This is a genomic window from Aerosticca soli (genome assembly GCF_003967035.1).
Lineage (GTDB): Bacteria > Pseudomonadota > Gammaproteobacteria > Xanthomonadales > Rhodanobacteraceae > Aerosticca > Aerosticca soli.
Genome location: NZ_AP018560.1, coordinates 927,564 through 950,095, shown reverse-complemented (window position 1 = coordinate 950,095; position 22,532 = coordinate 927,564). Strand labels below are relative to the sequence as shown.

The following is a 22,532-nucleotide window of genomic DNA, read 5'->3' as shown; positions in this document are numbered from 1 at the left end:
CTTGCTTGGTGCATCGCAACGACAATCAAGAGGTGCCGCCATGGCCGCGATCCCCGATAGCCTCAGCGCCGCGCAGCCACGCGCCGATGGCGCCGTCAACTATGACGAATTGATCCAGCAAGACCGCATCCACGGCTCGCTCTACACCAGCGAAGCGGTGTACCGCGACGAGCTGCAGAAGATCTTCTACGGCGGCTGGGTCTACGTCGGCCACGAGTCGGAGATCCCCGAACCCGGCCAGTTCGTCCGCCGCACCATCGGCGAGGAGCCGGTGCTGCTGGTACGCACGCGCGACGGTCGTCCGACCGTGCTCAAGAACCGCTGCGCGCATCGCGCCAACCTGGTGTGCATGGAGGACCGCGGCAGCGCGCGCAGCTTTACCTGCCCGTACCACGGCTGGGTCTACGGGCTGGACGGCAAGCTGCTGGACGTGCCCTACCCCAATGGCTTCACCCGCGACCGCAACCAGTACGGCCTGCCGGTGCTGCCGCTGGTGGACAGCTACCGCGGCTTCATCTTCGCCAGCTTCAACCCCGATGCCGGCAGCCTGCGAGATCACCTGGGCAACGCCACGCGGGTCATCGACCGCACCATCGCGATGTCGCCCACCGGCGAGATCAAGCTCACCGCCGGCTGGGTCAAGCACAAGTTCCAGGCCAACTGGAAGATGCTGCCGGAAAACGACACCGACGGTTATCACGTCAACTTCGTGCACGCCTCGTTCGCGCGGGTGATCCGCTCCCAGTACGACGCGGCGGCGATGACTGCCGAACAGGAACTCAAGTCGCGCACCATCGACTGGGGCAACGGCCATACCGAGATCGATTTCGCCCCTGCCTACCCGGGCGAGCTGGCCTGGCTCGGCCTGCCCGACGCCTCGCGCTACCCCGACTACGTGCAGGCGATGGAACAGGCCTACGGCCACGAACGCGCCCACCAGCTGCTGCACGACGGCCCACCGCACACGGTGATCTTCCCCAACCTGTTCCTGGCCGAGATGAACATCGTCATCTTCGAGCCGCGGGGACCCAACGAATGCGTGCAATGGCACACGCCGCTCCTGCTCGGCGGTGTCTCCGACGCGGTGAACGACCGCATCATGCGCCAGTCCGAGGGCGCGCTCGGCCCCTCGGCCTTCCTGCTCGCCGACGACGGAGTGATTTCCGAGCGCCAGCAGATCGCGCTGCGCTCCGGACAGGCATGGCTCGACCTGAGCCGCGGTGAGCAGCGCGAAATCGTCGAGGCGGACGGTTCACGCATCGGCCATGTCACCGACGAGACGACCAACCGCGGCTTCTGGCACCACTATCGCAAGGTGATGACGCGCTGAGCGTCCGGCGGAGGACCTACCATGCAAACAGCAGTGAGCATCGAGGAAGCGCGGCGCATCGAGGCCTTCCTGTATCTCGAGGCGCGCCTCGCCGACGAATCGCGCTACGAGGAATGGGAAAACCTGGTCGACGAGGACATGTACTACTGGATCCCGCTCGCGCCCGACGCCGATCCCCAGCGCAACGTCTCGGTGACCGCGGACAACCGCAAGCGCCTGGCCACCCGTCTGGCGCAGCTCAAGACCGGCGTACGCCACGCGCAGACGCCGCCTTCGCCGATGCGTCGGCTGTTGTCCAACATCGAGATCGAGCGCTCGGCCAATCCCAAGGTGGCCGGCGCGCAGGAATATGCCGTGGCCGCCAATTTCGTGTGTTACGAACTGCGCGCGCAGTCCACTCGCCAGCTCGAGGTGTGGCCTGGCCGGGTGGAATACGGGTTGCGCGCCCATGGCGATAGCGGTGGGCTCAAGATGTTCCTGAAGAAGGTCATGCTGGTGCACGCCAGTGAACCGCTGCCGACGCTGGCCTTCATCCTCTGATGGCGCTAACGGAACGAGTTCAGGGCAGCGGCCGGGCCGCGACCGCCATCGTCGGCATCGGTTTCAGCACCCTCTCGCGCAGGCCGATCGGCAGCGCGAGGATGCTGGCGCGCGATGCCATCATCGCCGCGGTCGCCGACGCCGGACTCGAACACACGGCCATCGACGGCCTGCTGATCAACCGCAGCCCGCTCGCCGACCCCGAATCACTGCCACTGCGCCTGCAGCAGGACCTGCAATGGCCACGGCTGCGGCTTCTGAGCGGCATCGAGGGCGAGGGTTCCTCCGCCGTGCAGATGCTGCAGTACGCCAGCCTGGCGGTGGCCGCGGGCCTCGCCCGGCACGTGGTGTGCGTGTTCGCGGATGATCCGATCCGCCCATCCGGCGGTGGCGGTCAGGCGTTTTCCCCGCCGGTGCCGGTCAGCGGCATCGACGGCTGGGAAGAACGCTGCGGACTCTACGGCGCGACCGGCGCCTATGCGCTCGCCGCACAGGAGTATCTCGACCATCATGGGCTGGACGCAGACGCCTTCGCCCCGGTGGCACTCGCCCAGCGGGCATGGGCACAGCGCAACCCGCGGGCCTTCCTGCGCGAGCCGCTCACGCGCGAGGGCTATCTGGCCTCGCCATGGATCGTCGAGCCGTTCCGTCTGCTCGATTGCGCCTACCCCATAAATGGCGCGATCGCCTTCGTCGTCACCACCGCCGAACGCGCCGCGGATCTCGCCTCCACGCCGGTCCATCTTCACGGCATGGGCCAGGGACATGGCGGCTTCGCCGGCTTCGGCCAGCCGCAACAGGGACTGACCGGCGCGGCCCTGGCCGGCCGCACGGCCTGCGCGATGGCGGGCGTCCAACCGGCCGACATCGGCGCCTGCCAGTTCTACGATGCGTTTTCCTTCACCGTACTGCTCGCGCTGGAGGAATACGGCCTGTGCGCACCAGGCGAGGCCGCGGCCTTCGTCGCGGCCGGACATACCGCACCGGGCGGCCGTCTGCCGTGCAATACCGGCGGCGGCCATCTGTCCGGTTATTACCTGCAGGGCGTGACGCCGATCGCCGAAGCCGTGCGGCAACTGCGCGGAGAGGCCGGCGAAGGACAGCTCGAGGAGCCGGGCCTGATGCTGGTCACCGGCAATGGCGGGCGTCTGGATTACCACGCCGCGGTACTGCTGGCCCGCGGGGCCGTTCTTTAGAAAAAACCGGACCATCGACCATGCACTATGCGCCGCCGATCGACGACTGGAGCGCTCCCTTCCACGCCGCCCTGGAGCGTGGCGAGCTCCTGTATCCGGCCTGCACGGCCTGCCGGCACGCGCTGCCCTACGGCGCGCGGTGCTGTCCGACGTGCGGCGGCACCGCCATCGCCTGGCGGCGCAGCGGCGGTCTCGCGCGGCTGTGCGCGCGGGTGGTGTACCGGCGCAGCTTCGCCGCCGCCTTTCCGGCGCCATATGCGGTGGCGCAGGTCCAGCTGAGCGAGGGTCCGCGCCTGCCGGTGCGTTGCCCACTCGAACTCGCCGCGAACACCGGCGATACCGTGCGGCTCGATGTGCGCGACGGCGCGGTCATCGCCATGCCGTTGACGGACGGAGACACCCATGCTGCCGCGTGACCTCATCCGGCGCTGCGCGCGCAACTTTCCCGACAAACCGGCCTACTACTGCGGCGAGCGCGTGGCGACTTGGCGCGACATGGACCGCCGCGCGGAGGCGCTTGCGCTCGCCCTCGCCGAGCTTGGCGTCGGCAAGGGCGATACGGTGGCCATCTACGCCCAGGAATCGATCGCCATCTACGAGCATTTCTTCGCCTGCATGAAACTCGGCACAGTGCGCGTCGGCATCAACTGCCGCTATGCCGAGGCCGAGGTTCGCCACGTGGTGCACGACAGCACCGTCCGGGTGCTGATCGTCGAAGCCGGCCAGGCCGCGATCGCGCGTGCGTGGCTGGAGGAATTTGTCGCCGACGGCGTGATCCTCATCGGCCTGGGTGACGGCCACGGCCTTGCGCTGGACTACGACACCCTGCTCGAACGGTGCGCTGGCCGCACCCTCGCGGCGCCGCCACTGGCCGCAGACGACGCCGTGCTGATCAGTTACACCTCCGGCACCAGCGGCCTGCCCAAGGGCGTGGTGCTCAGTCACGACGCGCTGCAACACGTGATCGTGCACACCGTGATCGGCATGGGTTTCAGTGCCGACGACGTGTGGTACATGCCGGCGGCGGCTTCGTGGATCGTGATCTGTCTCAACGTGCTGGGCCTGGCCAACGGCATGGCGCACGTGATCCCCGAAGGCGGCTTCGAGACCCGCCGCTTCCTGCGCGACATCGAGCGGCGCCGGGTCAGCGTGTTCCTGCACGTGCCGACCGCGATGCGCTGGATCATGCAGGAGTACGCCACCGGCGCCTACGATTTCTCCTCCGTGCGCATGGTCATTTTCGGTTCCTCGCCGGCCTCGCCCGCGCTGATCTCGCGCATCCACGCCACCTGGCCGCAGTGCGCGCTTCTGCAGACCTACGGCCTGACCGAAGCGACCGGCGGCTGGGTCACCTTCATGACCCCCGGCGACTATCGCCGGGCATTCGAGGAGCGGCCCGACCTGCTGGCCTCGATCGGCCGCTGCGGCACCCATTTCGAGGCCAGCATCCGCGACGCCGACGGCGCGGAACTCCCCGCCGGCGAGCGCGGCGAATTGTGGCTGCGCGGTCCTACCCTGATGAAGGAATACCTGCACCTGCCGGAAAAAACCCGCGAGGTGCTGACCGAGGACGGCTGGCTGCGCTGCAGCGACATCGCCAGCATGGATGCGGAAGGCTACATCTTCCTGCATGACCGCAAGGATTTCCTGATCATCACCGGCGCGGTCAACGTGTTTCCTTCCAGCGTCGAGGCGGTGCTGTCGATGCACCCGCAGGTCGAGGAAGTGGCGGTGGTCGGCGTGCCGCATCCGGAATGGGGCGAAGCGGTGGTGGCCGTGGTCAAGGCACAGGACGGCGCCGCGCCGAGCCCGCAGGCATTGCTGGACTTCTGCCGCAACCGGCTCGGCAAGCCGGAATTGCCCAAGCACATCCTGTTCGTCAGCGAACCGCTGCCCAAGACGCTGACCGCCAAGCTGCGCAAGAAAGAGATCCGCGACTGGTTTCTGCGCGACCCCAGCCTGGTGCCGTGGCCGCTGGATGCCGTCGAATGAATGGCGCGGAGCTCGCCGCCCTGCCCGAGCGCATCCGCTCGGTGTTGACCGCAGCCTGCACCCACGAGCTCGAATTGGCCTTCCTGCGCATCGCCGATGGCCGATCCGAGGCCCGCTGGATGCCACCGCGGCGCTTTCTGAACGGCCATGGCGTGATCCAGGGTGGCTTCATCGCCGCGGTATGCGACCTGGCCATGGCCGCGGCGGTCGCCTCGCAGCTGCCCGAAGGGCGGCTGTTCACCTCGATCAATCTCTCCCTCACCTACCATCGGCCGGTGCTGCCGGCGGACTACGAGGTCCACGGCCGGCTGCTGCGACTGGGCCGGCGCACCGCCTACGCCGAGGCAGAGCTGCGCCAGCAGGATCGGCTGGTGACGAGCGCGAATGGCAGCCTGCTGCTTGCCGCGGATTGAATGCGCCGCATGCGCGCGTCGCGGCCGCGACAGGCTCTGCTACCTTGGGTTTTCATTTTTCTTCGCTTGCCCGCCCAGGAACGCATGAGCGCAGACTCCACCGATGACCCGATGGTCGCCACCGAAGGCTCGCGTCGCAGCCTGATCCTGCGCAGGGCGGCACGGCTCTTTTCCGAACACGGCTACGATCGCACGACCATCCGCGAGATCGCGCAGGCGGTGGGCATGCAGAGCGGCTCGCTGTTCTACCACTTTCCGACCAAGGACCACATTCTCGCCGCGATCATCACCGACAGCATGGCCTGGGGACTCTCGATCGCCGAAGCCAGCGTGGCCCAGGCCCGCACGCCGCGCGGCCGTTTTCACGCGCTGCTGCACGGCCACCTGCGCGCGCTGCTGGACGAGGACTCGCTGCACGCACACCGGGTCTCGATCCGCGAATGGAACCACTTGCCGCGGCCGCTGCGCGAACCGATCGAGCGGCTTGCCGACGCCTATCGCGCGCTGTGGTGGCAGGTGATGGACGAGCTGGAAGGCGCGCGCCTGCTCCAGGTGTCCAAGGACGTGTTCTATCACTTCTGCATCGGCGGCCTGAACTGGACCGCCTGGTGGTGCAGCGACCGCTCGCCGGCGGCCATCGAGCGACTGGCGCAGGACTACCTTGCCCTGCTGCTGCCCGACGACGGTCACTGAAACGCTCCGCCTACTTTCCCTGCCGCAAATATCCATATCCATGAACGATCTGATTCCGCTCGTGAAAACCTCCGAAGTCAGCGAAGGCCAGCCCGTGCCGGTTTCGGTCGAGGGCCTGCCGGCGCTCGCCGTCTATCGGCTCGGTAACGAGTTCTACGTCACCGACAACCTGTGCACGCACGGCAACGCCATGCTCACCGACGGCTTCCAGGAAGGCGCCATCATCGAATGCCCCTTCCACGGCGGCGCCTTCGACATCCGCAGCGGCGAGGCCGTGCAGTTTCCCTGCCAGGTGCCGCTCAAGACCTATCCGGTCGTCATCCAGGACGGCTACGTGTGCATCCGCCGCCCGCAGTGAGACGGCATTCGACCAAAGGCTAATGCCGCGAGGGCGCCGCCGGCATTGACCCCGCCAGCATGGCGGGTCGACTCTTGGGAGGTCGAACAGGAGGAACTCGCCATGCATGCCACGACTGCCGTTCCGCCGAGTCCGGCGGGCAAGATCCTGTGGGCCGCCATCGCCATCGTCGGCGCCTGGTGCCTGGGCGTGGTCGCGCTGCGGCGCGGCGAGCCGATCAACGCGATCTGGCTGGTCGCCGCGGCGATCGCGGTGTTCGTCATCGCCTACCGCTTCTACGCGCGTTTCATCGAACGCACGGTGCTGCGCATGGATCCGAGCCGCGCCACGCCCGCGGTGCTGCACAACGACGGGCTGGATTACGTGCCGACCGACAAGTGGGTGGTGTTCGGCCACCACTTCGCCGCGATCGCCGGCGCGGGGCCGCTGGTCGGCCCGGTGCTGGCCGCGCAGATGGGCTACCTGCCCGGCACGCTGTGGATCCTGGTCGGCGTGGTGTTCGCCGGCGCGGTGCAGGATTTCATGGTGCTCGGCCTGTCGGTGCGCCGCGACGCGCGCTCGCTCGGCCACATGCTGCGCGACGAGCTCGGCCCCACCGCCGGCGTGATCGCCATGTTCGGCGTGCTGGTGCTGATGATGATCGTGCTGGCGGTGCTGGCGCTGGTGGTGGTGAAAGCGCTCACGCACAGCCCGTGGGGCACCTTCACCGTGGCCTGCACGATTCCGATCGCGCTGCTGATGGGCGTGTACCTGCGCTGGCTGCGGCCCGGGCGCATCCTCGAAGTCTCGCTGATCGGCCTGGTGCTGCTGCTGCTCGCGATCGGCTATGGCAAGCACGTGGCCGATACGCCCGCGGTCGCGGCGTGGTTCGACTTCGACGCCAAGTCACTGGCGTGGCTCCTGATCGCCTATGGCTTCTGCGCCTCGGTGCTGCCGGTGTGGCTGCTGCTGGCGCCGCGCGACTATCTTTCCACGTTCCTGAAGATCGGCACCATCTTCCTGCTCGCGCTGGCGATCTTCCTGGCCGCGCCGACGCTGCAGATGGGCGCGGTGACGCGCTTCATCGACGGCACCGGGCCGGTGTTCCAGGGCCACCTGTTCCCGTTCCTGTTCATCACCATCGCCTGCGGCGCGGTGTCGGGCTGGCATTCGATCATCGCCTCGGGCACCACGCCCAAGCTGCTCGCCAACGAAGGCGAGGCGCGCATGGTCGGCTACGGCGGCATGCTGATGGAGGCCTTCGTCGCGATCATGGCGCTGGTCGCGGCCGCCGCGTTGCAGCCGGGCGTGTACTTCGCGATGAATTCGCCCGGCGCGCTGATCGGCACCAGCGTCGAGCAGGCCGCGCGCACGATCAGCGAATGGGGCTTCGTGGTGACGCCCGACCAGCTCGTGCAGACTGCCAGGGACATCGGCGAAAGCAGCATCCTGTCCCGCGCCGGCGGCGCGCCGACGCTGGCAGTGGGCATGGCGCAACTGCTGCACAAGCTGGTGCCCGGCGAGAGCATGATGGCGTTCTGGTACCACTACGCGATCCTGTTCGAGGCGCTGTTCATCCTGACCACGGTGGACGCCGGCACGCGCGTGGGCCGCTTCATGATCCAGGAGATCGCCGGCCTGGTGCACAAGCCGCTGCAGAAGACCGAATCGTGGACCGGCAACCTGCTCGCCACGGTGATCTGCGTGGCGCTGTGGGGTTACCTGCTCTACCAGGGCGCGGTCGATCCGCTGGGCGGCATCAACACGCTGTGGCCGCTGTTCGGCATCGCCAACCAGATGCTGGCCGCGATCGCGCTGATGCTGTGCACGGTGGTGGTGGTCAAGCTCAAGCGCGAGCGCTACGTGTGGGTGCCGGGCATCCCGGCGATCTGGCTGGTGGTGTGCACGCTCACCGCCGGCTGGCAGAAGCTTTCCGGACCGATCAGCTTCACCGCGGCGGCGGGCAAGTACGCGCAGGCGCTCGCCGACGGCAAGCTGCTGGCGCCGGCCAAGAGCACGCTGGAGATGCAGCGCATCGTCACCAACAATCGCGTCGATGCGGCGCTCACCGCCTTGTTCATGCTGCTGGTGCTGAGCATGGCCGCGTTCGCCCTGCGCGCGATCGTCCAGGCCTGGCGCGCCAACCAGCCGACCGCGCACGAGGAACCCTACGTCGCGCTCTCCAACCTGGCCGGAGGCCGCTGAGGATGGCCATGCCACGTATCCTCGGACTCTGGCGCCGGGCGGTGCAGACCGCCCGGCTGTGCTGCGGCATTCCCGACTACGACGTCTACGTCGCGCATCTGAAATCGCATCATCCCGAGCGACCGATCCCGAGTTACCGCGAGTTCTTCCGCGAACGCCAGGAAGCGCGCTACCGCGGCACCGGCGGGCGCTGCTGCTGAAGCCTCCATCGTGCCCGGCCGGGCATCTTGCGTATCATCGCGCCGATGAACGCACGTACGGGGGAGCCGATGAGCGACGGCGCCGAGGACCTTCGCCTTCGCCGCGTGGTGATCGTCGGCGGCGGCACCGCCGGCTGGATCAGCGCCGCACTGCTGGCGCGCGCGCTGGGCCGCCAGGTGCGGATCGTGCTGGTCGAATCGCCGGAGATCGGCACCGTCGGCGTCGGCGAGGCGACCATTCCGCAAATCCGCCTCATCAACACCTTCCTCGGCATCGACGAGGACGAGCTCCTGCGCGCGGTGCAGGGCACCTTCAAGCTCGGCATCCAGTTTTGCGACTGGCACCGGATCGGCCACGCCTACTATCACGCCTTCGGCGAGATCGGCGCGCCGCTCGGGTTGCTGCCGTTCCATGCCTACTGGCTGCGCGATCGCAGCCGGCCCGACGCAGCGGATCTGTGGGCCTATGCGCTCAACGCCCAGGCCTGCGAGGCGCGACGCTTCGACCGCCGCCAGCGCATCGGCACGAGTCCGCTTTCCGGCCTGCGTTACGCCTACCATTTCGACGCCGGTCTGTATGCGCGCCACCTGCGTCGGCATTGCGACGGCCGCGTGGTCGAGGCGGTCGAGGGCACGGTGATCGAAGTCGAACGGCGCGCCGCGGACGGCTTCATCGCGGCGGTGCACCTGCGCGACGGTCGCCGCATCGAAGGCGACCTCTTCATCGACTGCTCGGGTTTCCGCGGCCTGCTGATCGAAGGCGCGCTCGAGGCCGGCTACGAGGACTGGTCCCACTGGCTGCCCTGCGACCGCGCACTGGCGGTACCGAGCGCCCGCCAAGGCCCGATGCGCCCCTACACCCAGGCGCTGGCACGATCGGCCGGTTGGCAGTGGCGTATTCCGCTGCAGCATCGCGAAGGCAACGGCCATGTCTATTGCAGCCGCTACCTCAGCGATGACGAGGCTTGCGCGATGCTGCTGTCCAACCTGGAAGGCGAGCCGCTCGCCGAGCCGCGCCCGCTGCGCTTCACCGCCGGCGTGCGCAAGCGCTTCTGGAGCCATAACTGCATCGCGCTCGGCCTGGCCAGCGGCTTCCTGGAGCCCTTGGAATCGACCAGCATCCACCTCGTGCAGTCGGGCCTCGGCCGGCTGCTCGCGCTGCTGCCGGACCGCGCCTGCGCACCGGCCTTGCGCGAGGAATACAACCGCCAGACCCGCTTCGAATACGAGCGCATCCGCGATTTCCTGATCCTGCACTACCGCGCCACCGAACGCCGCGACACGCCGTTCTGGCGCGATTGCGCGGCCTTGCCGATGCCAGCCAGCCTCGCACACAAGATCGCGCTGTTCCGCGCCGGCGGCCGCATCGTGCGCGAGGGCGAGGAACTCTTCACCGAAGGCAGCTGGCTGCAGGTGATGCTGGGCCAGGGCATCGTGCCGCACGCTTATCCCGCGCTCGCCGACACCCTGCCCGGCCCGCAGTTCGATGGCTTCCTCGCCGATCTGCGCACGCTGATCGCCCGCGCCATCGCCGACATGCCGGCGCACGAGCGCTTCATCGCCGACCACTGCGCCGCCGGCACCGGCGCCGGTATGCTGAACTGAAAAGCCTGCCTCTCGAGGATTACCCGATGCCCCGTTCCCTGCTTGCCGCCATCGCCCTGCTCGCGGCCCTCTGCGCCGGCGTGTGTGGAGCGCAGACGTCGCCGCCGGCGCCTGCGGCCACCACCGGCTCTGGCGTCTGGTACGAGATCTTCGTGCGCGCCTTCGCCGACTCCAACGGCGACGGCATCGGCGACCTGAACGGCGTCACCGCGCGGCTGGACTATCTGCAGTCGCTCGGCGTGGACGGTCTCTGGCTGCTGCCGATCCATCCCTCGCCGAGCTACCACGGCTACGACGTCACCGACTACGAGTCGATCAACCCGCAATACGGCAGCGAGGAGGACTTCCAGCGCCTGCTCGCCGAGGCGCACCGGCGCGGCATGCGGGTGATCATCGACTTCGTGGCCAACCACACCAGCAGCCGGCACCCCTGGTTCCAGGCTGCGCGCGACACGAGCGACCCGCACCACGCCTGGTACGTCTGGGCCGGCCCGGGCACCGACCTCAAGGCGCGCAGCGCCACCGGCGGCCCGGCCTGGCATGCGCTGGACGGCCAGCACTACCTCGGCGTGTTCACCGCCGAGATGCCGGATCTCAATTACGACACCCCGGCGGTGCGCACCAAGATGATCCGCATCGGCCGCCATTGGCTCGAACAGGGCGTGGACGGCTATCGCCTGGACGCCGCCCAGCACATCTATTTCGACTTCGCCGCCCAGCGCGGCGACCCCAACGTCGCCGTCGCCAACGTGCGCTGGTGGCGCGAGTTCCGCGACGGCATCGAACCGGCCCGCCCGCACGCCTATCTGGTCGGCGAGGCGACCGAAGCCACGCTCGCCCAGCTGCCCGCCCACCTGGGACCGCTCGATGCGATCTTCGACTTCCCGCTCGCCACCCGGCTGCTGGAAAGCGTCAAGCAGGAACGCGACCGCGGCATCCTCGCCCAGGCCGTGCCGGTAGCCGCCGCCTACGCCGCCGCCGGCCGTCCGGCGGGCGATGCCACCTTTCTGTCCAACCACGACCAGACCCGGGTGATGACCCAGCTGCGCGGCCACGCCGGCCATGCGCGGGTGGCCACGGCGCTGCTGATGACCCTGCCCGGCGAGCCGTACGTCTATTACGGCGAGGAACTCGGCCTGGAGGGCCGCAAACCGGATCCCGACCTGCGCGAGCCGATGCGCTGGAACCGCCGCACCGACGCGCCCGGCGAGAGCCGCTGGAAGCGGCTGACCGCCAACACCAGCCCGCAGGTCTCGGTGGAAGCCGAAGAGGCCGACCCCAACTCCCTGCTCAACCGCTATCGCCTGCTCATCCACTGGCGTGCCGAGCTGCCGGCACTGCGCCACGGCGATCTCGTGGCCTTCGACAGCGGCGATCCGCAACTGGTGGCCTTCGTCCGCGCCGCCGAGGGCACGCGCCTGCTGGTGGTGCACAATCTTTCCGGCCACAGCAAGCGGATGACGCTGGATCCTTCCCGCGGCTTCAGCCGGCTGCTGCGCCAGACCGCGGCGGACACCGGCCTTGCCGACGGCACACTGACCCTGCCGCCCTACGCCAGCGCGATTCTCGAATGACCGGCGCTGGCGTAGGGCGCCGCACGGGCGTCACACTCGGCTTTCGATGACCTGCATTGCCTACTCGCCCATGCGCCGCACCGCCCTCCTTGCGCTCTTGTCGATCTTCCTCGCCGCGCCCGCCCTGGCGGAGCGGCTCTTCGTTCATCACGTCAACGGCTACACCCTGGACGGCCAGGGGCGACTGCGCCGTTTCGACGCCCTGCTGGTGGACGCGGCGGGCAAGGTGATCGCCACCGGCAGCGAGGCCGCGCTCGCGCCGCGCGCGGGCCAGGCGCGGGTGATCGACGGCCACGGCCGCACCCTGCTGCCCGGCCTCATCGACGCCCATGGCCACGTGCTCGGACTCGGCCTGGCCCGCACCGAGGTCGATCTCGGCGCGACGCACTCGCTCGCCGAAGCGCAGGCCCGCGTCAAACGCTACGCCGCCGAGCACCCGCAGGCACCGTGGATCCTGGGCGGCGGCTGGAACCAGGAAAACTGGCGGCTCGGCCGTTTTCCCACCGCGCAGGAACTGGACGCCGCGGTGGCCGACCGGCCGGTCTGGCTGAGCCGTATCGACGGCCACGCCGGCTGGGCCAACGGCGCGGCCATGCGTGCCGCCGGCATCGACCGGCACACGCCCGACCCGGCCGGCGGCCACATCGAACGCGATGCGCAGGGCAACCCCACCGGCGTATTCGTCGATGCCGCCACCGCGCTGATCGCGGCCAAGGTGCCCGCGCCGACGCCCGCACAGCTCGCCGCGGCACTGGACAGCGCGCTCGCCGAGCTCGCCAGCGTGGGACTGACCGGAGTCGGCGACGCCGGCATCGACCTGGCCACCTATCGGCTCTACCGGCAATATGCCGATGCCGGCCGGCTCAGCGTGCGCATCGACGCGATGATCCACGGCACCGGCGCGGATTTCGACGCCATCGCCGCGGACGGCCCGCTGGTCGGCTATGCCGACGACCGGCTCAACGTGCGCACGGTCAAGCTGTTCGCCGACGGCGCGCTCGGCAGCCGCGGCGCGGCGCTGCTCGAACCGTATGCCGACGATCCGGGCAACCGCGGCCTGCTGTTCATCGCCCCGGCGGACCTGGTGGCGATGATGGGCAAGGCTTTCGACCGCGGCTATCAGGTGGCCGTGCACGCGATCGGCGACCGTGCCAACCGCGAGGTGCTCGACGCCTACGCGGCCGCCTACCGCACCCATCCACAAGCCAGCGCGCTGCGCAACCGCATCGAGCACGCGCAGATCGTCACCGCCGCGGACCGGCCGCGCTTCGTCGACCTCGGCCTGATCGCCTCCATGCAGCCCACCCATGCCACCTCGGACATGCACATGGCCGAGCTCCGGCTGGGTCCGGCGCGGCTGGCGGAAGCCTATGCCTGGCGCAGTTTCCTGCAGCAGGGCACGCGCATCGCCGGCGGCTCGGATTTCCCGGTGGAATCGCCCAATCCGTTCTTCGGCCTGCACGCGGCGGTGACCCGGCAGGATCACCAAGGCCAGCCGCCCGGAGGCTGGCTGCCCGAACAGCGCATGACCCTGGTCGAGGCGCTGCGCGCCTTCACCCTGGATGCCGCCTACGCGGCGCACGACGAAGCGGTCCGCGGCACGCTGGAACCGGGCAAATGGGCCGACTTCATCCTCGTCGACCGCGACCTCTTCGCCATCCCCGCCAGTGCGCTCTGGCAGACCCGGGTGCTGGAAACCTGGCTGGGCGGACGGCGCGTGTACGCCGCCCCCGCGGACACGCAAACCCCCGCGCATTGACCCCTGCCATGAGTCATGGCCGACATTCGCATCATTGGTGTTATAGTTAACTACAACACCACATCAATAGGATACCAGGACATGACCCGCACCCATCTCATCGCCATCGGCGGCGCCGTGCTGATGAACGTCGTCGGCCTCGCGGCCCTGCGCTCGGCACCGCGGATGGAGCTCATCGCACCCGCCCGCGCCACCCTCGCCGTGGTCGAACTCGCGCCGGTGATGGTGCGCCCCAGCGCCGCCGATCTCGCCGCCGCGCTGGCGGGTGAATCGACGCCGGCCACCGCGGTCAGCGTGGCGCCGCTCTGGCCCGCACAGACCAGCCGCAACGTGCTGCAGCTGCTCGGCCATCAGCTGGCGATGCCCTACGACGCCTTCGGCTCGCGCTTCCTGCGGGTCGACGGCCGGGACTGAGCCATGGTGACGGCCTGGAACGACAGCGCCCCGATCTATCGCCAATTGCACGAAAAGGTGGTGGCCATGATTCTCGACGGGTCGCTGAAGGAAGGGGATCCGCTGCCTTCGGTCCGGCAGGTGGCGGCCGAGATGCAGATCAATCCGCTGACCGTTTCCAAGGCCTACCAGGCGCTGGTGGACGAGGGCGTGGTCGAAAAACGCAGGGGACTTGGCATGTTCGTCCAACAAGGGGCGCGCGAGGCGCTGCTCGCATCGGAACGCGCGCGGTTTCTGCGCGAGGAATGGCCCGCGCTCAAGGCGCGCCTGCAGCGGCTCGGGTTCGATCTGCAGTCACTGCTCGACGAAAACACCAAGGAGACGCGCCGATGAACGCCATCGTGACCGCCCGGCATCTGCGTAAGCGCTACAAGAATGCGGTCGCGCTCGACGACGTCAGCTTCCGCATCGAAGCCGGCCGCATCGTCGGCCTGATCGGCCCCAACGGCGCCGGCAAGACCACCGCGCTCAAGGCCATCCTCGGCCTCACCCCCTTCGAGGGCGAGCTCGACGTGCTCGGCTGCGATCCGCGCCGCCAGCGCAACCGGCTGATGGAACAGGTCTGCTTCATCGCCGACGTCGCCGTGCTGCCGCACTGGATCCGCGTGCGCGAGGCGGTCGACTTCGTCGCCCACGTGCATCCGCGTTTCGACCGCGCCAAGTGCGAGCGCTTCCTCGCCCGCACCAAGCTCGTGCCGGAACAGAAGGTCAAGCAGCTGTCCAAGGGCATGATCGTGCAATTGCACCTGGCCCTGGTGATGGCGATCGACGCGCGCCTGCTGGTGCTGGACGAGCCGACGCTGGGCCTGGACATCCTCTACCGCAAGCAGTTCTACCAGAGCCTGCTGGAGGACTATTTCGACGAGCACAAGACCATCATCGTCACCACGCACCAGGTCGAGGAGATCGAGCACATCCTCACCGACCTCATGTTCATCCGCGACGGCCGCGTGGTGCTCGATGCCGACATGGAATCGCTCGGCGCGCGCTTCGCCGAAGTGCTGGTCAACGCCGACCGCGCCGCCGCGGCGCGCGCGCTCGGACCGCTCGACGAACGCCAGGTGTTCGGCAAGCACATCTTCCTGTTCGACGGCGTCGATCGCGCCACGCTGGCAGCGCTCGGCGAAGTGCGCCGGCCATCCGTCAGCGACCTGTTCGTCGCCACCATGAAGGGAACCTACGCATGAAGACGTTCTACTGGTTGCTCAAGCGCGAGTTCTGGGAAAACCGCGGCTCGTTCCTGTGGGCGCCGGTCGTCACCGGCGGCGTGTTCCTGCTGCTCAACCTGATGGGCGTGATCGCCGCCGAGGTGCTCGGCGCGCGCCACGGCATGCAGGTCGGCAGCGGCGACGGCCTGCAGCGGCTGATCGCGGCCATGGACGCCGGCGACCTCGACAAGGTGGGCACGGTGCTCGACGTCAGCATGGTTTCGGTCAGCGGCATGATCGCGCTGGTGCTCGGCTTCGTGGTGCTGTTCTACTGCCTGGGTGCGCTGTACAACGACCGCCACGACCGCAGCATCCTGTTCTGGAAATCGCTGCCGATCTCCGACACGCAGACGGTGTTGTCCAAGCTGGTCAGCGCCATGCTGGTGGCGCCGCTGATCGCCATCGTGGTCGGCGTGATCGCCGGTCTGCTGCAGTTGCTGCTGATCGCGCTGGTGCTGTCGTTCCACGGCATCAACGCCTGGCGATTGCTGCTGCTGGCGCATCCGTTCAAGGTCGCCGCGAACCTGATCGGATCGATTCCGCTCCATGCCTTGTGGGCCGCGCCAGCGGTCGGCTGGCTGCTGCTCTGCTCGGCATGGGCGCGCAGCAAGCCGTTCCTGTGGGCCGTGTTGTTGCCGATCGTGACCGGCGTGCTGGTGAGCTGGTTCAGGCTGATGGGCCTGTTCGATCGGCCGACCGGCTGGTTCTGGAGCCACGTGGTGCTGCGCGCGCTGGGCAGCGTGTTCCCCGGCTCGGCGATCGTGTTCGGCGCCGAACGCATCAACATCGACCCATCGGCGACGGCGGGCGACAAGCTGGCCTTCCTCGATCTTTCCACGAGCTACCGGCTGCTCGGCTCGACCGAACTGTGGATCGGCGTCGCCGTGGGCATCGTGCTGGTCGCCGCCGCCATCGGGTTCCGTCGCGTGCGCGACGACAGTTGACGCCACTTTTCCCAGGGAGAACCCATGAAATCCTTGCTGCTGATCACCCTCGCTGGCGGCCTGCTGCTGCCGCTGGCCGCATGCAGCCGGTCCGATGCCGATCACCGCGCCGGCCCGGCTTCCGCCTCGACCGCTGCCGCCAGCGACGCCAGCGACAAGAGCGCCCTGCGCGAAAGGATCTCCGGCGAAATCCAGCAGGCCATGGACGAGGCCAAACGCGAGCTGGAAAGCAAAAACATCGAGGTGGGTCGGCTGCACTTCGGCGGCCATGGCCATGGCGTCGCCGTCTTCGACGATGAAGACCACGCGCGCGCCAAGGCCGAGATCACGCCGCAGGGCGACTTCCTGGTCGCGGGCAAGCAGGTCGCCACGACACCGGAGCAGCGCGCGCTGCTGCTCGACTATCGCCGGCAGATCATCGGCATCGCCGAAGCCGGCATGGACATCGGCACCCATGCCGCCGACCTCGGCATGCGTGCGGCCAAGGAAGCGGTCTGGGCGGTCTTCACCGGCAAGAGCGACAAGGACGTCGAGGCCGCGATCAAGCCGCAGACCGACCGCATCCAGGCCACCGCCGCGGGCCTGTGCCGGCGCCTGCCCGACCTGCTCGCCGCACAGCAGAAGCTCGCCGCGGCGCTGCCCGCCTTCAGGCCCTACGCGACGATGACGCAGCAGGACGTCGAGGACTGCGGCAAGCATACCCATACGGCCAGCCGGCCTCCGGAGGAGACGAGGACGTGACCTCTCGACACGCCCCGAGTGATCGCGCCACAGGCCGGCGCGCATGATTGGCCAGGAGATGGCCCGCGCCCTGCAAGCGGCGGACGGAGTCGCGGCGCGCAACCGGCACGCACGCACGGCCGGCCTGCTCTATCTGCTGGTGGTGCTGATCGCGCCGTATCGGCTGATCTACCTGCCGAACAGCTTGTTCGTGGAAGGCGACGCGGCCGCCACCCTCGGCCACATCGCCGCGCACGAGACACAGTTCCGGTTCGGGCTTGCCACCGATCTCGCCTGCGGCACGCTGCAGGCCTGCGTCGTGCTGGCGCTGTTCCGCCTGCTCGGCGAGGTGGATCGCTGGCGCGGCATCGCCATGCTGCTGCTCGGCGGCGCGCTGGTGCCGGCGCTGTATTTCGTCAACGTGCTCAACGACGCCGCCGTCCTGCTGCTGATCCACGGCGCGGACGCGCTGGCCGCATTCGAGCCCGGGCAACGCACCGCGCTCGCCGCGCTGTTCCTGCGCCTGCACGGACAGGCCATCGCGATCGCCGAGCTGGCGTGGGGACTGTGGCTGTTTCCGCTGGCGCTGCTGGTGCTGCGCTCGGGCTTCCTGCCGCGCCTGTTCGGCTACGGGCTGATCCTCAACGGCCTGGCCTATGTGATGCAGAGTCTGGCCTGGGCCTTGCTGCCGGCCTGGCAGGACACGCTTTCCAGCGTGCTCGGCCCGCTGCAGTTGGTGGAAGTGCTGTTCATGCTCTGGTTGCTGGTGCTGGGCGCGCGGCCCGGCTTCCGGCGCCACCATCCAACCGCAGTCAAGCGAACCTGACCCGCCGCTTGCGGACCGGCGAAACCAGCGCCGCGTTCTGCCTGCCTTGATTTTCTCCCATCGATGGAACCTGCCCCATGCATGCAACGACGACACGACGGCTCGAAGACTTCAAGGTGCCGGTGAAACTGAAACTGGCCGGACTGTGGACGTCGGTGATGGTCTGCTATCTCTACAACGACTACTTCAACCTGTACGTACCCGGCACCTTGAAGTCCATGCTCGACAGGCCGGCCACGCAAGGCATGCTGCTCGGCTACATGGCGATGACCATCGGCGCCTGCCTGATGCCGGCCCTGTCGCTGCTGCTGAAACCGGCGCCGAGCCGCTGGCTCAACATCGTGCTCGGGCTCGCCTATACCGCCATCCTGATCCTGCTCATGCCCGGCACGTGGCTGTTCTATCAGGCCATGAGCGTCGTCGAGATCGTGCTGCAGCTCACCGCCGCCTGGCAGGCGTGGCGCTGGCCGCGCGCCGATGCGGCCGCATGAAGCGGCATGGGTAGCGCCTTGGCTGAGGGGCTCGTCCGTCGGGTCCTCGGCCCGGTGACGGCGACGCCGCGCGCGGCATGGCGCTCGACCGCCGCCATCCTCGCCGCGAAGGCGCGGCCCGCACGGCGCAAGCTTGAGGCCGTCCGGGTATCCACGCCGGCCCGCCGGCTACAATGCACCCATGCTGCTCCGTGCGCCGCCGCTCGCGCTCTACGTGCACATGCCCTGGTGCGTGAAGAAATGCCCGTACTGTGATTTCAACTCGCACGGCCTGCGCGGCGAGCCGCCCTATGAAGCCTATATCGACGCGCTGCTGGCCGATCTCGCGGCCGACCGCAGCGATTTCGCCGCGGCGCTGCACGGCCGGCCGATCGTCAGCGTGTTCTTCGGCGGCGGCACGCCGAGTCTGTTCGCGCCGGCGGCCATCGCCCGCTTCCTGGAGGGCGCGCGTCGACAGCTGCCGTTCGCCGGCGATTGCGAGATCACGCTGGAGACCAATCCCGGCACGGTGGAGCATGGCCGTTTCGACGGCTATCGCGCCGCCGGGATCAACCGCCTGTCCTTCGGCATCCAGAGCTTCGACGACGACAAGCTGCGCCGGCTCGGTCGCATCCATTCGGCTGCGGAGGCCGAGACGGCGGTGAAATCGGCGCAGGACGCGGGCTTCGTCGACATCAATCTCGACCTCATGTACGCGCTGCCCGCGCAGACCCTGGCCGGCGCGCTCGCCGACGTGGAACGCGCCATCGCCCTCGCGCCCACGCACATCTCGCACTACCAGCTCACGCTGGAACCCAACACCGCCTTCGCCGCCCGGCCGCCGCCGCTGCCGGACGAGGACGCCGCCTGGGACATGCAGGAACACGGCCAGGCGCTGCTGGCCGCCGCCGGTTATGCGCAGTACGAGGTTTCCGCCTACGCGCGACCGGGCTTCCGCTGCACGCACAACCTCAATTACTGGCACTTCGGCGATTACCTCGGCATCGGCGCGGGCGCCCACGGCAAGCTCAGCGACGCCGCGCGCGGCGCGGTGCGGCGTCGCTGGAAAGTGCGCCATCCATGGGCCTACCTGGAGGTCGCCGGCACCGGCGCGCGTCTGGGCGGCGACGCCGATGTCCCCAGGGACGAGCTTCCGTCCGAGTACATGCTGAATGCGCTGCGCCTGCTCGAAGGCGTGCCGCTCACGGAATTTTCCGCACGCACCGGCCTTGCCGACGCGGCCATCGCCGCGCCGCTGGCCGCCGCCCGCCGACGCGGCTGGCTGGAAAGCGATCCCGGGCGTCTGCGCGCGAGCGCGCTCGGCCAGCGTTTTCTCAACGACCTCATCGGCCTGTTTCTTGCTTGAAAAATCCGTCCCACTGACAACCGCACGCCGCAGGGCATAGACTGCTTGACAAGTTGCCCGGGGGATGGTCATGGCGGACCAGGCGAATTCATCGACGTTGGCAAGCCACGATTTGGCCAGGCCGGCGCGCGCGCAGCGCCTGCTCGCCGAACTCATGGCGACCTGCCAGGGCTGGCTGCAGGAACCCGTGCTGCAAAGCCTGGACGCATTCGACCGGCGCCTCTTCGAGCAGGCCGAACGCGCCCGCAATCACCTGGACCAGCAACGCCACTTCACCGTGCGCCAGCGCCTGATCCAGAGCCGGCAGCCTTTTCTGCGGCATTGCCTGGCCGGTCTGGTGCAGCACTTTCATCATCTGGGCCAGGCGTCGCCGCGCACCGGCAAGGACGCCTTCGAGCAACCGCTCAGCCTGGTCGACCCCGGCGAGCAGGAGCTCGCCGCGCTGCTGGACCAGCTCTCCTCGCGCTGCGAGGCCCGCATGGGCCCGGGCCTGCTCGAACTTGGCTATCGCTTCGCCGTCCTGGTCGCCTCGCCACCCCTGGAGGGCGAGGCACTGCCGGTCGGTCCGCGCGCCATGCTGGGCGTCTGGCGCGACGCCGGCCAGGCGCTGGATCTGTCCGGCGAACATCTGTTGCTGATGCTGCGCTGCGCCGAAAGCGGTCTGTTGAAACGCCTGCCGGAGTTGCACGCGCGACTGGATGCGCAGTTGCACGAGGCCGCGATTCTGCGCGGATTGCGGGTCTTGCCGCTGGCCCGGCTGGCCGCGCAGCGGGCACGGACAATCGACAGCCCTCCCGGCGAGCCCGCCGCAGAGGCGCCGCCCACCGCGACCGCCGCCGCCGACCGCGGCGGCGATGCCAGCGCACCGATAGCCGTACTCGAAGGCCTGCGCAGCCTGCTCGCCCGGCGCCAGCTTGCCGAGAAAAGCCCGGCAAGCACCACCGCCCAGGTGGCCACCCGCGAAGAGCTCGAAACGGCGCTGGCCGCGCTGCAACAGCATCTGGGCCAGATCAGCACGCAGGTCAGCCGCGAACTGCGCAGCGCCCGTCGCCTGCGCGACGAATTGCTGCAGCAACTCAATGCCGCACGCCCGGCGGGCAGCCCGCCGCGGCGCCTGAGTGCCGAGCAGGACGATGCGGTCGAGTTGCTCGCCATGCTTTTCGAGCAGCTGGCCCGGCAACTGCGCCAGGGCGGCCAGGCACAGCAGTTGCTCGGCGGCCTGCAACTGCCGCTGCTGCGCGCGGCGATCACCGACCGGCAATTCTTCGAACAGCGCGAGCATCCGGCGCGCCAGCTCTTGGGTACGGTGGCGGAAGCGGCCAATGACTGGCTGGACCAGGCCGGCAGCGAGGCGGACCGCCAGCTCGCCACCGCCCTGCAGCACCTCGTGCAGCGTGCCGGACAGGGGCAGCCAGACAACCAGCTGTTCGCCGCGCTGACCGCGGAGATCGAGCAGCACCTGACCCAACTCAAGCGCAAGGCGCAGGCGGCCGAGCGCCGCCACGTCGAGGCCATGCAGGGCCGCGAACGGCTCGCCCAGGCGCGGCGCCGCGCCGCCGAGCTGATCGCCGATCGCTTCGCCAAGACTTCGCCTTCCGGCCTGCTGCGCACGCTGCTGGAACGCGTCTGGTCAGACGTACTGGCCTTGACCCTGCTGCGCCACGGCGAGCAGAGCGAGCTCTTCGCTACCCAGCTCGTCATCACCGACCAGCTGCTCGGCCGGCTACCGCTGGGCGACCGGCGGCGATTGCAATCGGAAGTCTGCACGGCCCTGCAGCAAATCGGCATGCACGGCGAGGAAGCCTTGCAGGTCGCCCAGCGCCTGACCGGCGCCGCCGAAGCCGCATCCACCGGGCCGGCGGGCGTGAGCGGGCTTGCCTTGCGGCTGCGGCAGCAGCGACAGAAACGCGACCGGGAACCATCGCCGCCGCCGGCTACGTCAACCGCGGCGCCGGCTGCCGCGGCGCCGGTCGTCACGCCATCGCCGGTGGCGGAAGCCACCGATGAGGAACGCCAGGTACTCGCACAGCTGCAAACGTTGCCGTTCGGCACCTGGTTCGAAATCATCGACGCCAAGAGCGGCGCCGTGAGCCAGCGCAAGCTCGCGTGGTATTCGCCCATGTCCGGCAACGGCTTGTTCGTCACCCGCCGCGGGCAGCGCGCCGAGGAGATCACCCTGCTGCAGCTCGCCCGCGACATGGTCCGCGGCCAGGTCCGGCGGCTCGATGGCGAGGCCGGGAGCCTGCTCGACCGCGCCTGGCGGGCGCTCGGCCGTCAGTTGCGCCGATCCGGCGATCCAGGCGAGCCCTCCCATGCGTCCTGAGCAGCGCCGCGCGCCCCGCAAGCTCGTGCACGACCCCGCCCTGGTCATCGACCTCATGGACGGCAAACCGCGCGGACGCCTGGGCAACCTCTCCGCGACCGGCATGTTGATCATCGGTCCGGAGCCGCCCCGGGAGGAGGCCATCTACCAGTTCCACGTGCCCCTGCCGGATCCCGGCCGGCCGCCGCAGTACATCGAGGTCGGCGTGCAGGCGCTCTGGCACGACTGCAATGTCGGCACCGGCCTGAGCTGGAGCGGCTACCGCATCATCGCCATCACGGAGGAGGACCAGGCCCGGCTGCAGGCCTGGCTTGCCCTCCCCGGCGGTCAAGCGGCCACGGAGGCCACCTCCGGCTGAAAGGCCGATCGGCTAACATG

Annotated in this window: 23 protein-coding genes; all 23 read left to right on the top strand. The window is 69.0% G+C overall.

The window, feature by feature from the left end; all coding sequences use genetic code 11:
• Nucleotides 1–40 precede the first annotated feature (40 nt).
• The 23 genes from ALSL_RS04290 to ALSL_RS04180 all read left to right on the top strand — a co-directional run bounded on the left by ALSL_RS04290 (nt 41) and on the right by ALSL_RS04180 (nt 22,512).
• Nucleotides 41–1,330 (top strand): aromatic ring-hydroxylating oxygenase subunit alpha, encoded by a 1,290-nt coding sequence (locus ALSL_RS04290; RefSeq protein WP_126536767.1) that lies wholly within the window; start codon nt 41–43, stop codon nt 1,328–1,330.
• 21 nt (nt 1,331–1,351) lie between these two features.
• Nucleotides 1,352–1,870 carry an aromatic-ring-hydroxylating dioxygenase subunit beta gene (locus tag ALSL_RS04285; protein ID WP_126536765.1) on the top strand — a complete coding sequence of 173 codons (519 nt, stop codon included), beginning with the start codon at nt 1,352–1,354 and terminating at the stop codon, nt 1,868–1,870.
• A 101-nt stretch (nt 1,871–1,971) separates the two neighbouring features.
• The gene (locus ALSL_RS04280; RefSeq protein ID WP_126536763.1) at nt 1,972–3,066 is read left to right on the top strand and encodes a thiolase family protein; all 1,095 of its coding nucleotides are present in this window, start codon (nt 1,972–1,974) and stop codon (nt 3,064–3,066) included.
• A 20-nt stretch (nt 3,067–3,086) separates the two neighbouring features.
• A complete protein-coding gene (locus tag ALSL_RS04275) occupies nt 3,087–3,482 on the top strand; it encodes a PhlB family protein (protein ID WP_126536761.1) in 396 nt (131 codons plus the stop codon).
• Nucleotides 3,469–5,058, top strand: coding sequence for a class I adenylate-forming enzyme family protein (locus ALSL_RS04270; RefSeq protein ID WP_126536759.1), 1,590 nt, complete (start codon nt 3,469–3,471; stop codon nt 5,056–5,058). Before ALSL_RS04275 ends, ALSL_RS04270 begins: the two co-directional genes overlap by 14 nt.
• On the top strand, nt 5,055–5,471 hold the full coding sequence (locus ALSL_RS04265) for a PaaI family thioesterase (protein WP_126536757.1): 417 nt from the start codon (nt 5,055–5,057) through the stop codon (nt 5,469–5,471). Before ALSL_RS04270 ends, ALSL_RS04265 begins: the two co-directional genes overlap by 4 nt.
• Nucleotides 5,472–5,555: 84 nt before the next feature.
• A complete protein-coding gene (locus ALSL_RS04260; RefSeq protein WP_161970929.1) occupies nt 5,556–6,164 on the top strand; it encodes a TetR/AcrR family transcriptional regulator in 609 nt (202 codons plus the stop codon).
• 61 nt (nt 6,165–6,225) lie between these two features.
• A complete protein-coding gene (locus tag ALSL_RS04255; RefSeq protein WP_231700291.1) occupies nt 6,226–6,522 on the top strand; it encodes a non-heme iron oxygenase ferredoxin subunit in 297 nt (98 codons plus the stop codon).
• Nucleotides 6,523–6,624: 102 nt separating this feature from the next.
• Nucleotides 6,625–8,706 carry a carbon starvation CstA family protein gene (locus tag ALSL_RS04250; RefSeq protein WP_126536751.1) on the top strand — a complete coding sequence of 694 codons (2,082 nt, stop codon included), beginning with the start codon at nt 6,625–6,627 and terminating at the stop codon, nt 8,704–8,706.
• An 8-nt stretch (nt 8,707–8,714) separates the two neighbouring features.
• Nucleotides 8,715–8,906: a YbdD/YjiX family protein gene (locus ALSL_RS04245; RefSeq protein ID WP_126536749.1), complete on the top strand. Its 192-nt coding sequence runs from the start codon at nt 8,715–8,717 to the stop codon at nt 8,904–8,906.
• A gap of 45 nt (nt 8,907–8,951) precedes the next feature.
• Nucleotides 8,952–10,511: a tryptophan halogenase family protein gene (locus ALSL_RS04240; RefSeq protein ID WP_231700290.1), complete on the top strand. Its 1,560-nt coding sequence runs from the start codon at nt 8,952–8,954 to the stop codon at nt 10,509–10,511.
• Nucleotides 10,512–10,537: 26 nt separating this feature from the next.
• Nucleotides 10,538–12,085, top strand: a complete 1,548-nt coding sequence (locus tag ALSL_RS04235; RefSeq protein ID WP_126536747.1) for an alpha-amylase family glycosyl hydrolase — start codon at nt 10,538–10,540, stop codon at nt 12,083–12,085.
• 70 nt (nt 12,086–12,155) lie between these two features.
• On the top strand, nt 12,156–13,844 hold the full coding sequence (locus ALSL_RS04230) for an amidohydrolase (RefSeq protein WP_126536745.1): 1,689 nt from the start codon (nt 12,156–12,158) through the stop codon (nt 13,842–13,844).
• 81 nt (nt 13,845–13,925) lie between these two features.
• A complete protein-coding gene (locus ALSL_RS04225) occupies nt 13,926–14,258 on the top strand; it encodes a hypothetical protein (protein ID WP_126536743.1) in 333 nt (110 codons plus the stop codon).
• A 3-nt stretch (nt 14,259–14,261) separates the two neighbouring features.
• Complete coding sequence (locus ALSL_RS04220; protein WP_126536741.1) at nt 14,262–14,630, top strand: GntR family transcriptional regulator; 369 nt, start codon at nt 14,262–14,264, stop codon at nt 14,628–14,630.
• Entirely contained in the window at nt 14,627–15,484 is an 858-nt protein-coding gene (locus ALSL_RS04215; protein WP_126536739.1) for an ABC transporter ATP-binding protein, read from the top strand. Before ALSL_RS04220 ends, ALSL_RS04215 begins: the two co-directional genes overlap by 4 nt.
• On the top strand, nt 15,481–16,449 hold the full coding sequence (locus ALSL_RS04210; RefSeq protein ID WP_126536737.1) for an ABC-2 transporter permease: 969 nt from the start codon (nt 15,481–15,483) through the stop codon (nt 16,447–16,449). Before ALSL_RS04215 ends, ALSL_RS04210 begins: the two co-directional genes overlap by 4 nt.
• 24 nt (nt 16,450–16,473) lie before the next feature.
• Nucleotides 16,474–17,190: a YggN family protein gene (locus tag ALSL_RS04205; protein WP_126536735.1), complete on the top strand. Its 717-nt coding sequence runs from the start codon at nt 16,474–16,476 to the stop codon at nt 17,188–17,190.
• Between the two features lie 58 nt (nt 17,191–17,248).
• Nucleotides 17,249–17,995, top strand: coding sequence for a DUF4386 domain-containing protein (locus ALSL_RS04200; RefSeq protein WP_126536733.1), 747 nt, complete (start codon nt 17,249–17,251; stop codon nt 17,993–17,995).
• A gap of 77 nt (nt 17,996–18,072) precedes the next feature.
• On the top strand, nt 18,073–18,486 hold the full coding sequence (locus ALSL_RS04195; RefSeq protein ID WP_126536731.1) for a DUF6326 family protein: 414 nt from the start codon (nt 18,073–18,075) through the stop codon (nt 18,484–18,486).
• A gap of 181 nt (nt 18,487–18,667) precedes the next feature.
• The gene (hemW, locus tag ALSL_RS04190; protein ID WP_126536729.1) at nt 18,668–19,831 is read left to right on the top strand and encodes a radical SAM family heme chaperone HemW; all 1,164 of its coding nucleotides are present in this window, start codon (nt 18,668–18,670) and stop codon (nt 19,829–19,831) included.
• Between the two features lie 97 nt (nt 19,832–19,928).
• On the top strand, nt 19,929–22,154 hold the full coding sequence (locus tag ALSL_RS04185; RefSeq protein WP_231700289.1) for a DUF1631 family protein: 2,226 nt from the start codon (nt 19,929–19,931) through the stop codon (nt 22,152–22,154).
• Nucleotides 22,144–22,512, top strand: a complete 369-nt coding sequence (locus ALSL_RS04180; RefSeq protein WP_126536725.1) for a PilZ domain-containing protein — start codon at nt 22,144–22,146, stop codon at nt 22,510–22,512. Before ALSL_RS04185 ends, ALSL_RS04180 begins: the two co-directional genes overlap by 11 nt.
• Nucleotides 22,513–22,532 lie beyond the last annotated feature (20 nt).

Excerpts from the sequence above, each read along its gene's own strand:
- ALSL_RS04240 (WP_231700290.1), top strand. The coding sequence starts at position 8,952 with ATGAACGCACGTACGGGGGAGCCGATGAGCGACGGCGCCGAGGACCTT.
- ALSL_RS04280 (WP_126536763.1), top strand. The coding sequence starts at position 1,972 with ATGCTGGCGCGCGATGCCATCATCGCCGCGGTCGCCGACGCCGGACTC.
- ALSL_RS04210 (WP_126536737.1), top strand. The coding sequence starts at position 15,481 with ATGAAGACGTTCTACTGGTTGCTCAAGCGCGAGTTCTGGGAAAACCGC.
- ALSL_RS04220 (WP_126536741.1), top strand. The coding sequence starts at position 14,262 with ATGGTGACGGCCTGGAACGACAGCGCCCCGATCTATCGCCAATTGCAC.
- ALSL_RS04215 (WP_126536739.1), top strand. The coding sequence starts at position 14,627 with ATGAACGCCATCGTGACCGCCCGGCATCTGCGTAAGCGCTACAAGAAT.
- ALSL_RS04230 (WP_126536745.1), top strand. The coding sequence starts at position 12,156 with ATGCGCCGCACCGCCCTCCTTGCGCTCTTGTCGATCTTCCTCGCCGCG.
- ALSL_RS04205 (WP_126536735.1), top strand. The coding sequence starts at position 16,474 with ATGAAATCCTTGCTGCTGATCACCCTCGCTGGCGGCCTGCTGCTGCCG.
- ALSL_RS04275 (WP_126536761.1), top strand. The coding sequence starts at position 3,087 with ATGCACTATGCGCCGCCGATCGACGACTGGAGCGCTCCCTTCCACGCC.
- ALSL_RS04265 (WP_126536757.1), top strand. The coding sequence starts at position 5,055 with ATGAATGGCGCGGAGCTCGCCGCCCTGCCCGAGCGCATCCGCTCGGTG.
- ALSL_RS04180 (WP_126536725.1), top strand. The coding sequence starts at position 22,144 with ATGCGTCCTGAGCAGCGCCGCGCGCCCCGCAAGCTCGTGCACGACCCC.
- ALSL_RS04290 (WP_126536767.1), top strand. The coding sequence starts at position 41 with ATGGCCGCGATCCCCGATAGCCTCAGCGCCGCGCAGCCACGCGCCGAT.
- ALSL_RS04270 (WP_126536759.1), top strand. The coding sequence starts at position 3,469 with ATGCTGCCGCGTGACCTCATCCGGCGCTGCGCGCGCAACTTTCCCGAC.
- ALSL_RS04225 (WP_126536743.1), top strand. The coding sequence starts at position 13,926 with ATGACCCGCACCCATCTCATCGCCATCGGCGGCGCCGTGCTGATGAAC.
- ALSL_RS04235 (WP_126536747.1), top strand. The coding sequence starts at position 10,538 with ATGCCCCGTTCCCTGCTTGCCGCCATCGCCCTGCTCGCGGCCCTCTGC.
- ALSL_RS04245 (WP_126536749.1), top strand. The coding sequence starts at position 8,715 with ATGCCACGTATCCTCGGACTCTGGCGCCGGGCGGTGCAGACCGCCCGG.
- hemW (WP_126536729.1), top strand. The coding sequence starts at position 18,668 with ATGCTGCTCCGTGCGCCGCCGCTCGCGCTCTACGTGCACATGCCCTGG.
- ALSL_RS04250 (WP_126536751.1), top strand. The coding sequence starts at position 6,625 with ATGCATGCCACGACTGCCGTTCCGCCGAGTCCGGCGGGCAAGATCCTG.
- ALSL_RS04195 (WP_126536731.1), top strand. The coding sequence starts at position 18,073 with ATGCATGCAACGACGACACGACGGCTCGAAGACTTCAAGGTGCCGGTG.
- ALSL_RS04285 (WP_126536765.1), top strand. The coding sequence starts at position 1,352 with ATGCAAACAGCAGTGAGCATCGAGGAAGCGCGGCGCATCGAGGCCTTC.
- ALSL_RS04200 (WP_126536733.1), top strand. The coding sequence starts at position 17,249 with ATGGCCCGCGCCCTGCAAGCGGCGGACGGAGTCGCGGCGCGCAACCGG.
- ALSL_RS04260 (WP_161970929.1), top strand. The coding sequence starts at position 5,556 with ATGAGCGCAGACTCCACCGATGACCCGATGGTCGCCACCGAAGGCTCG.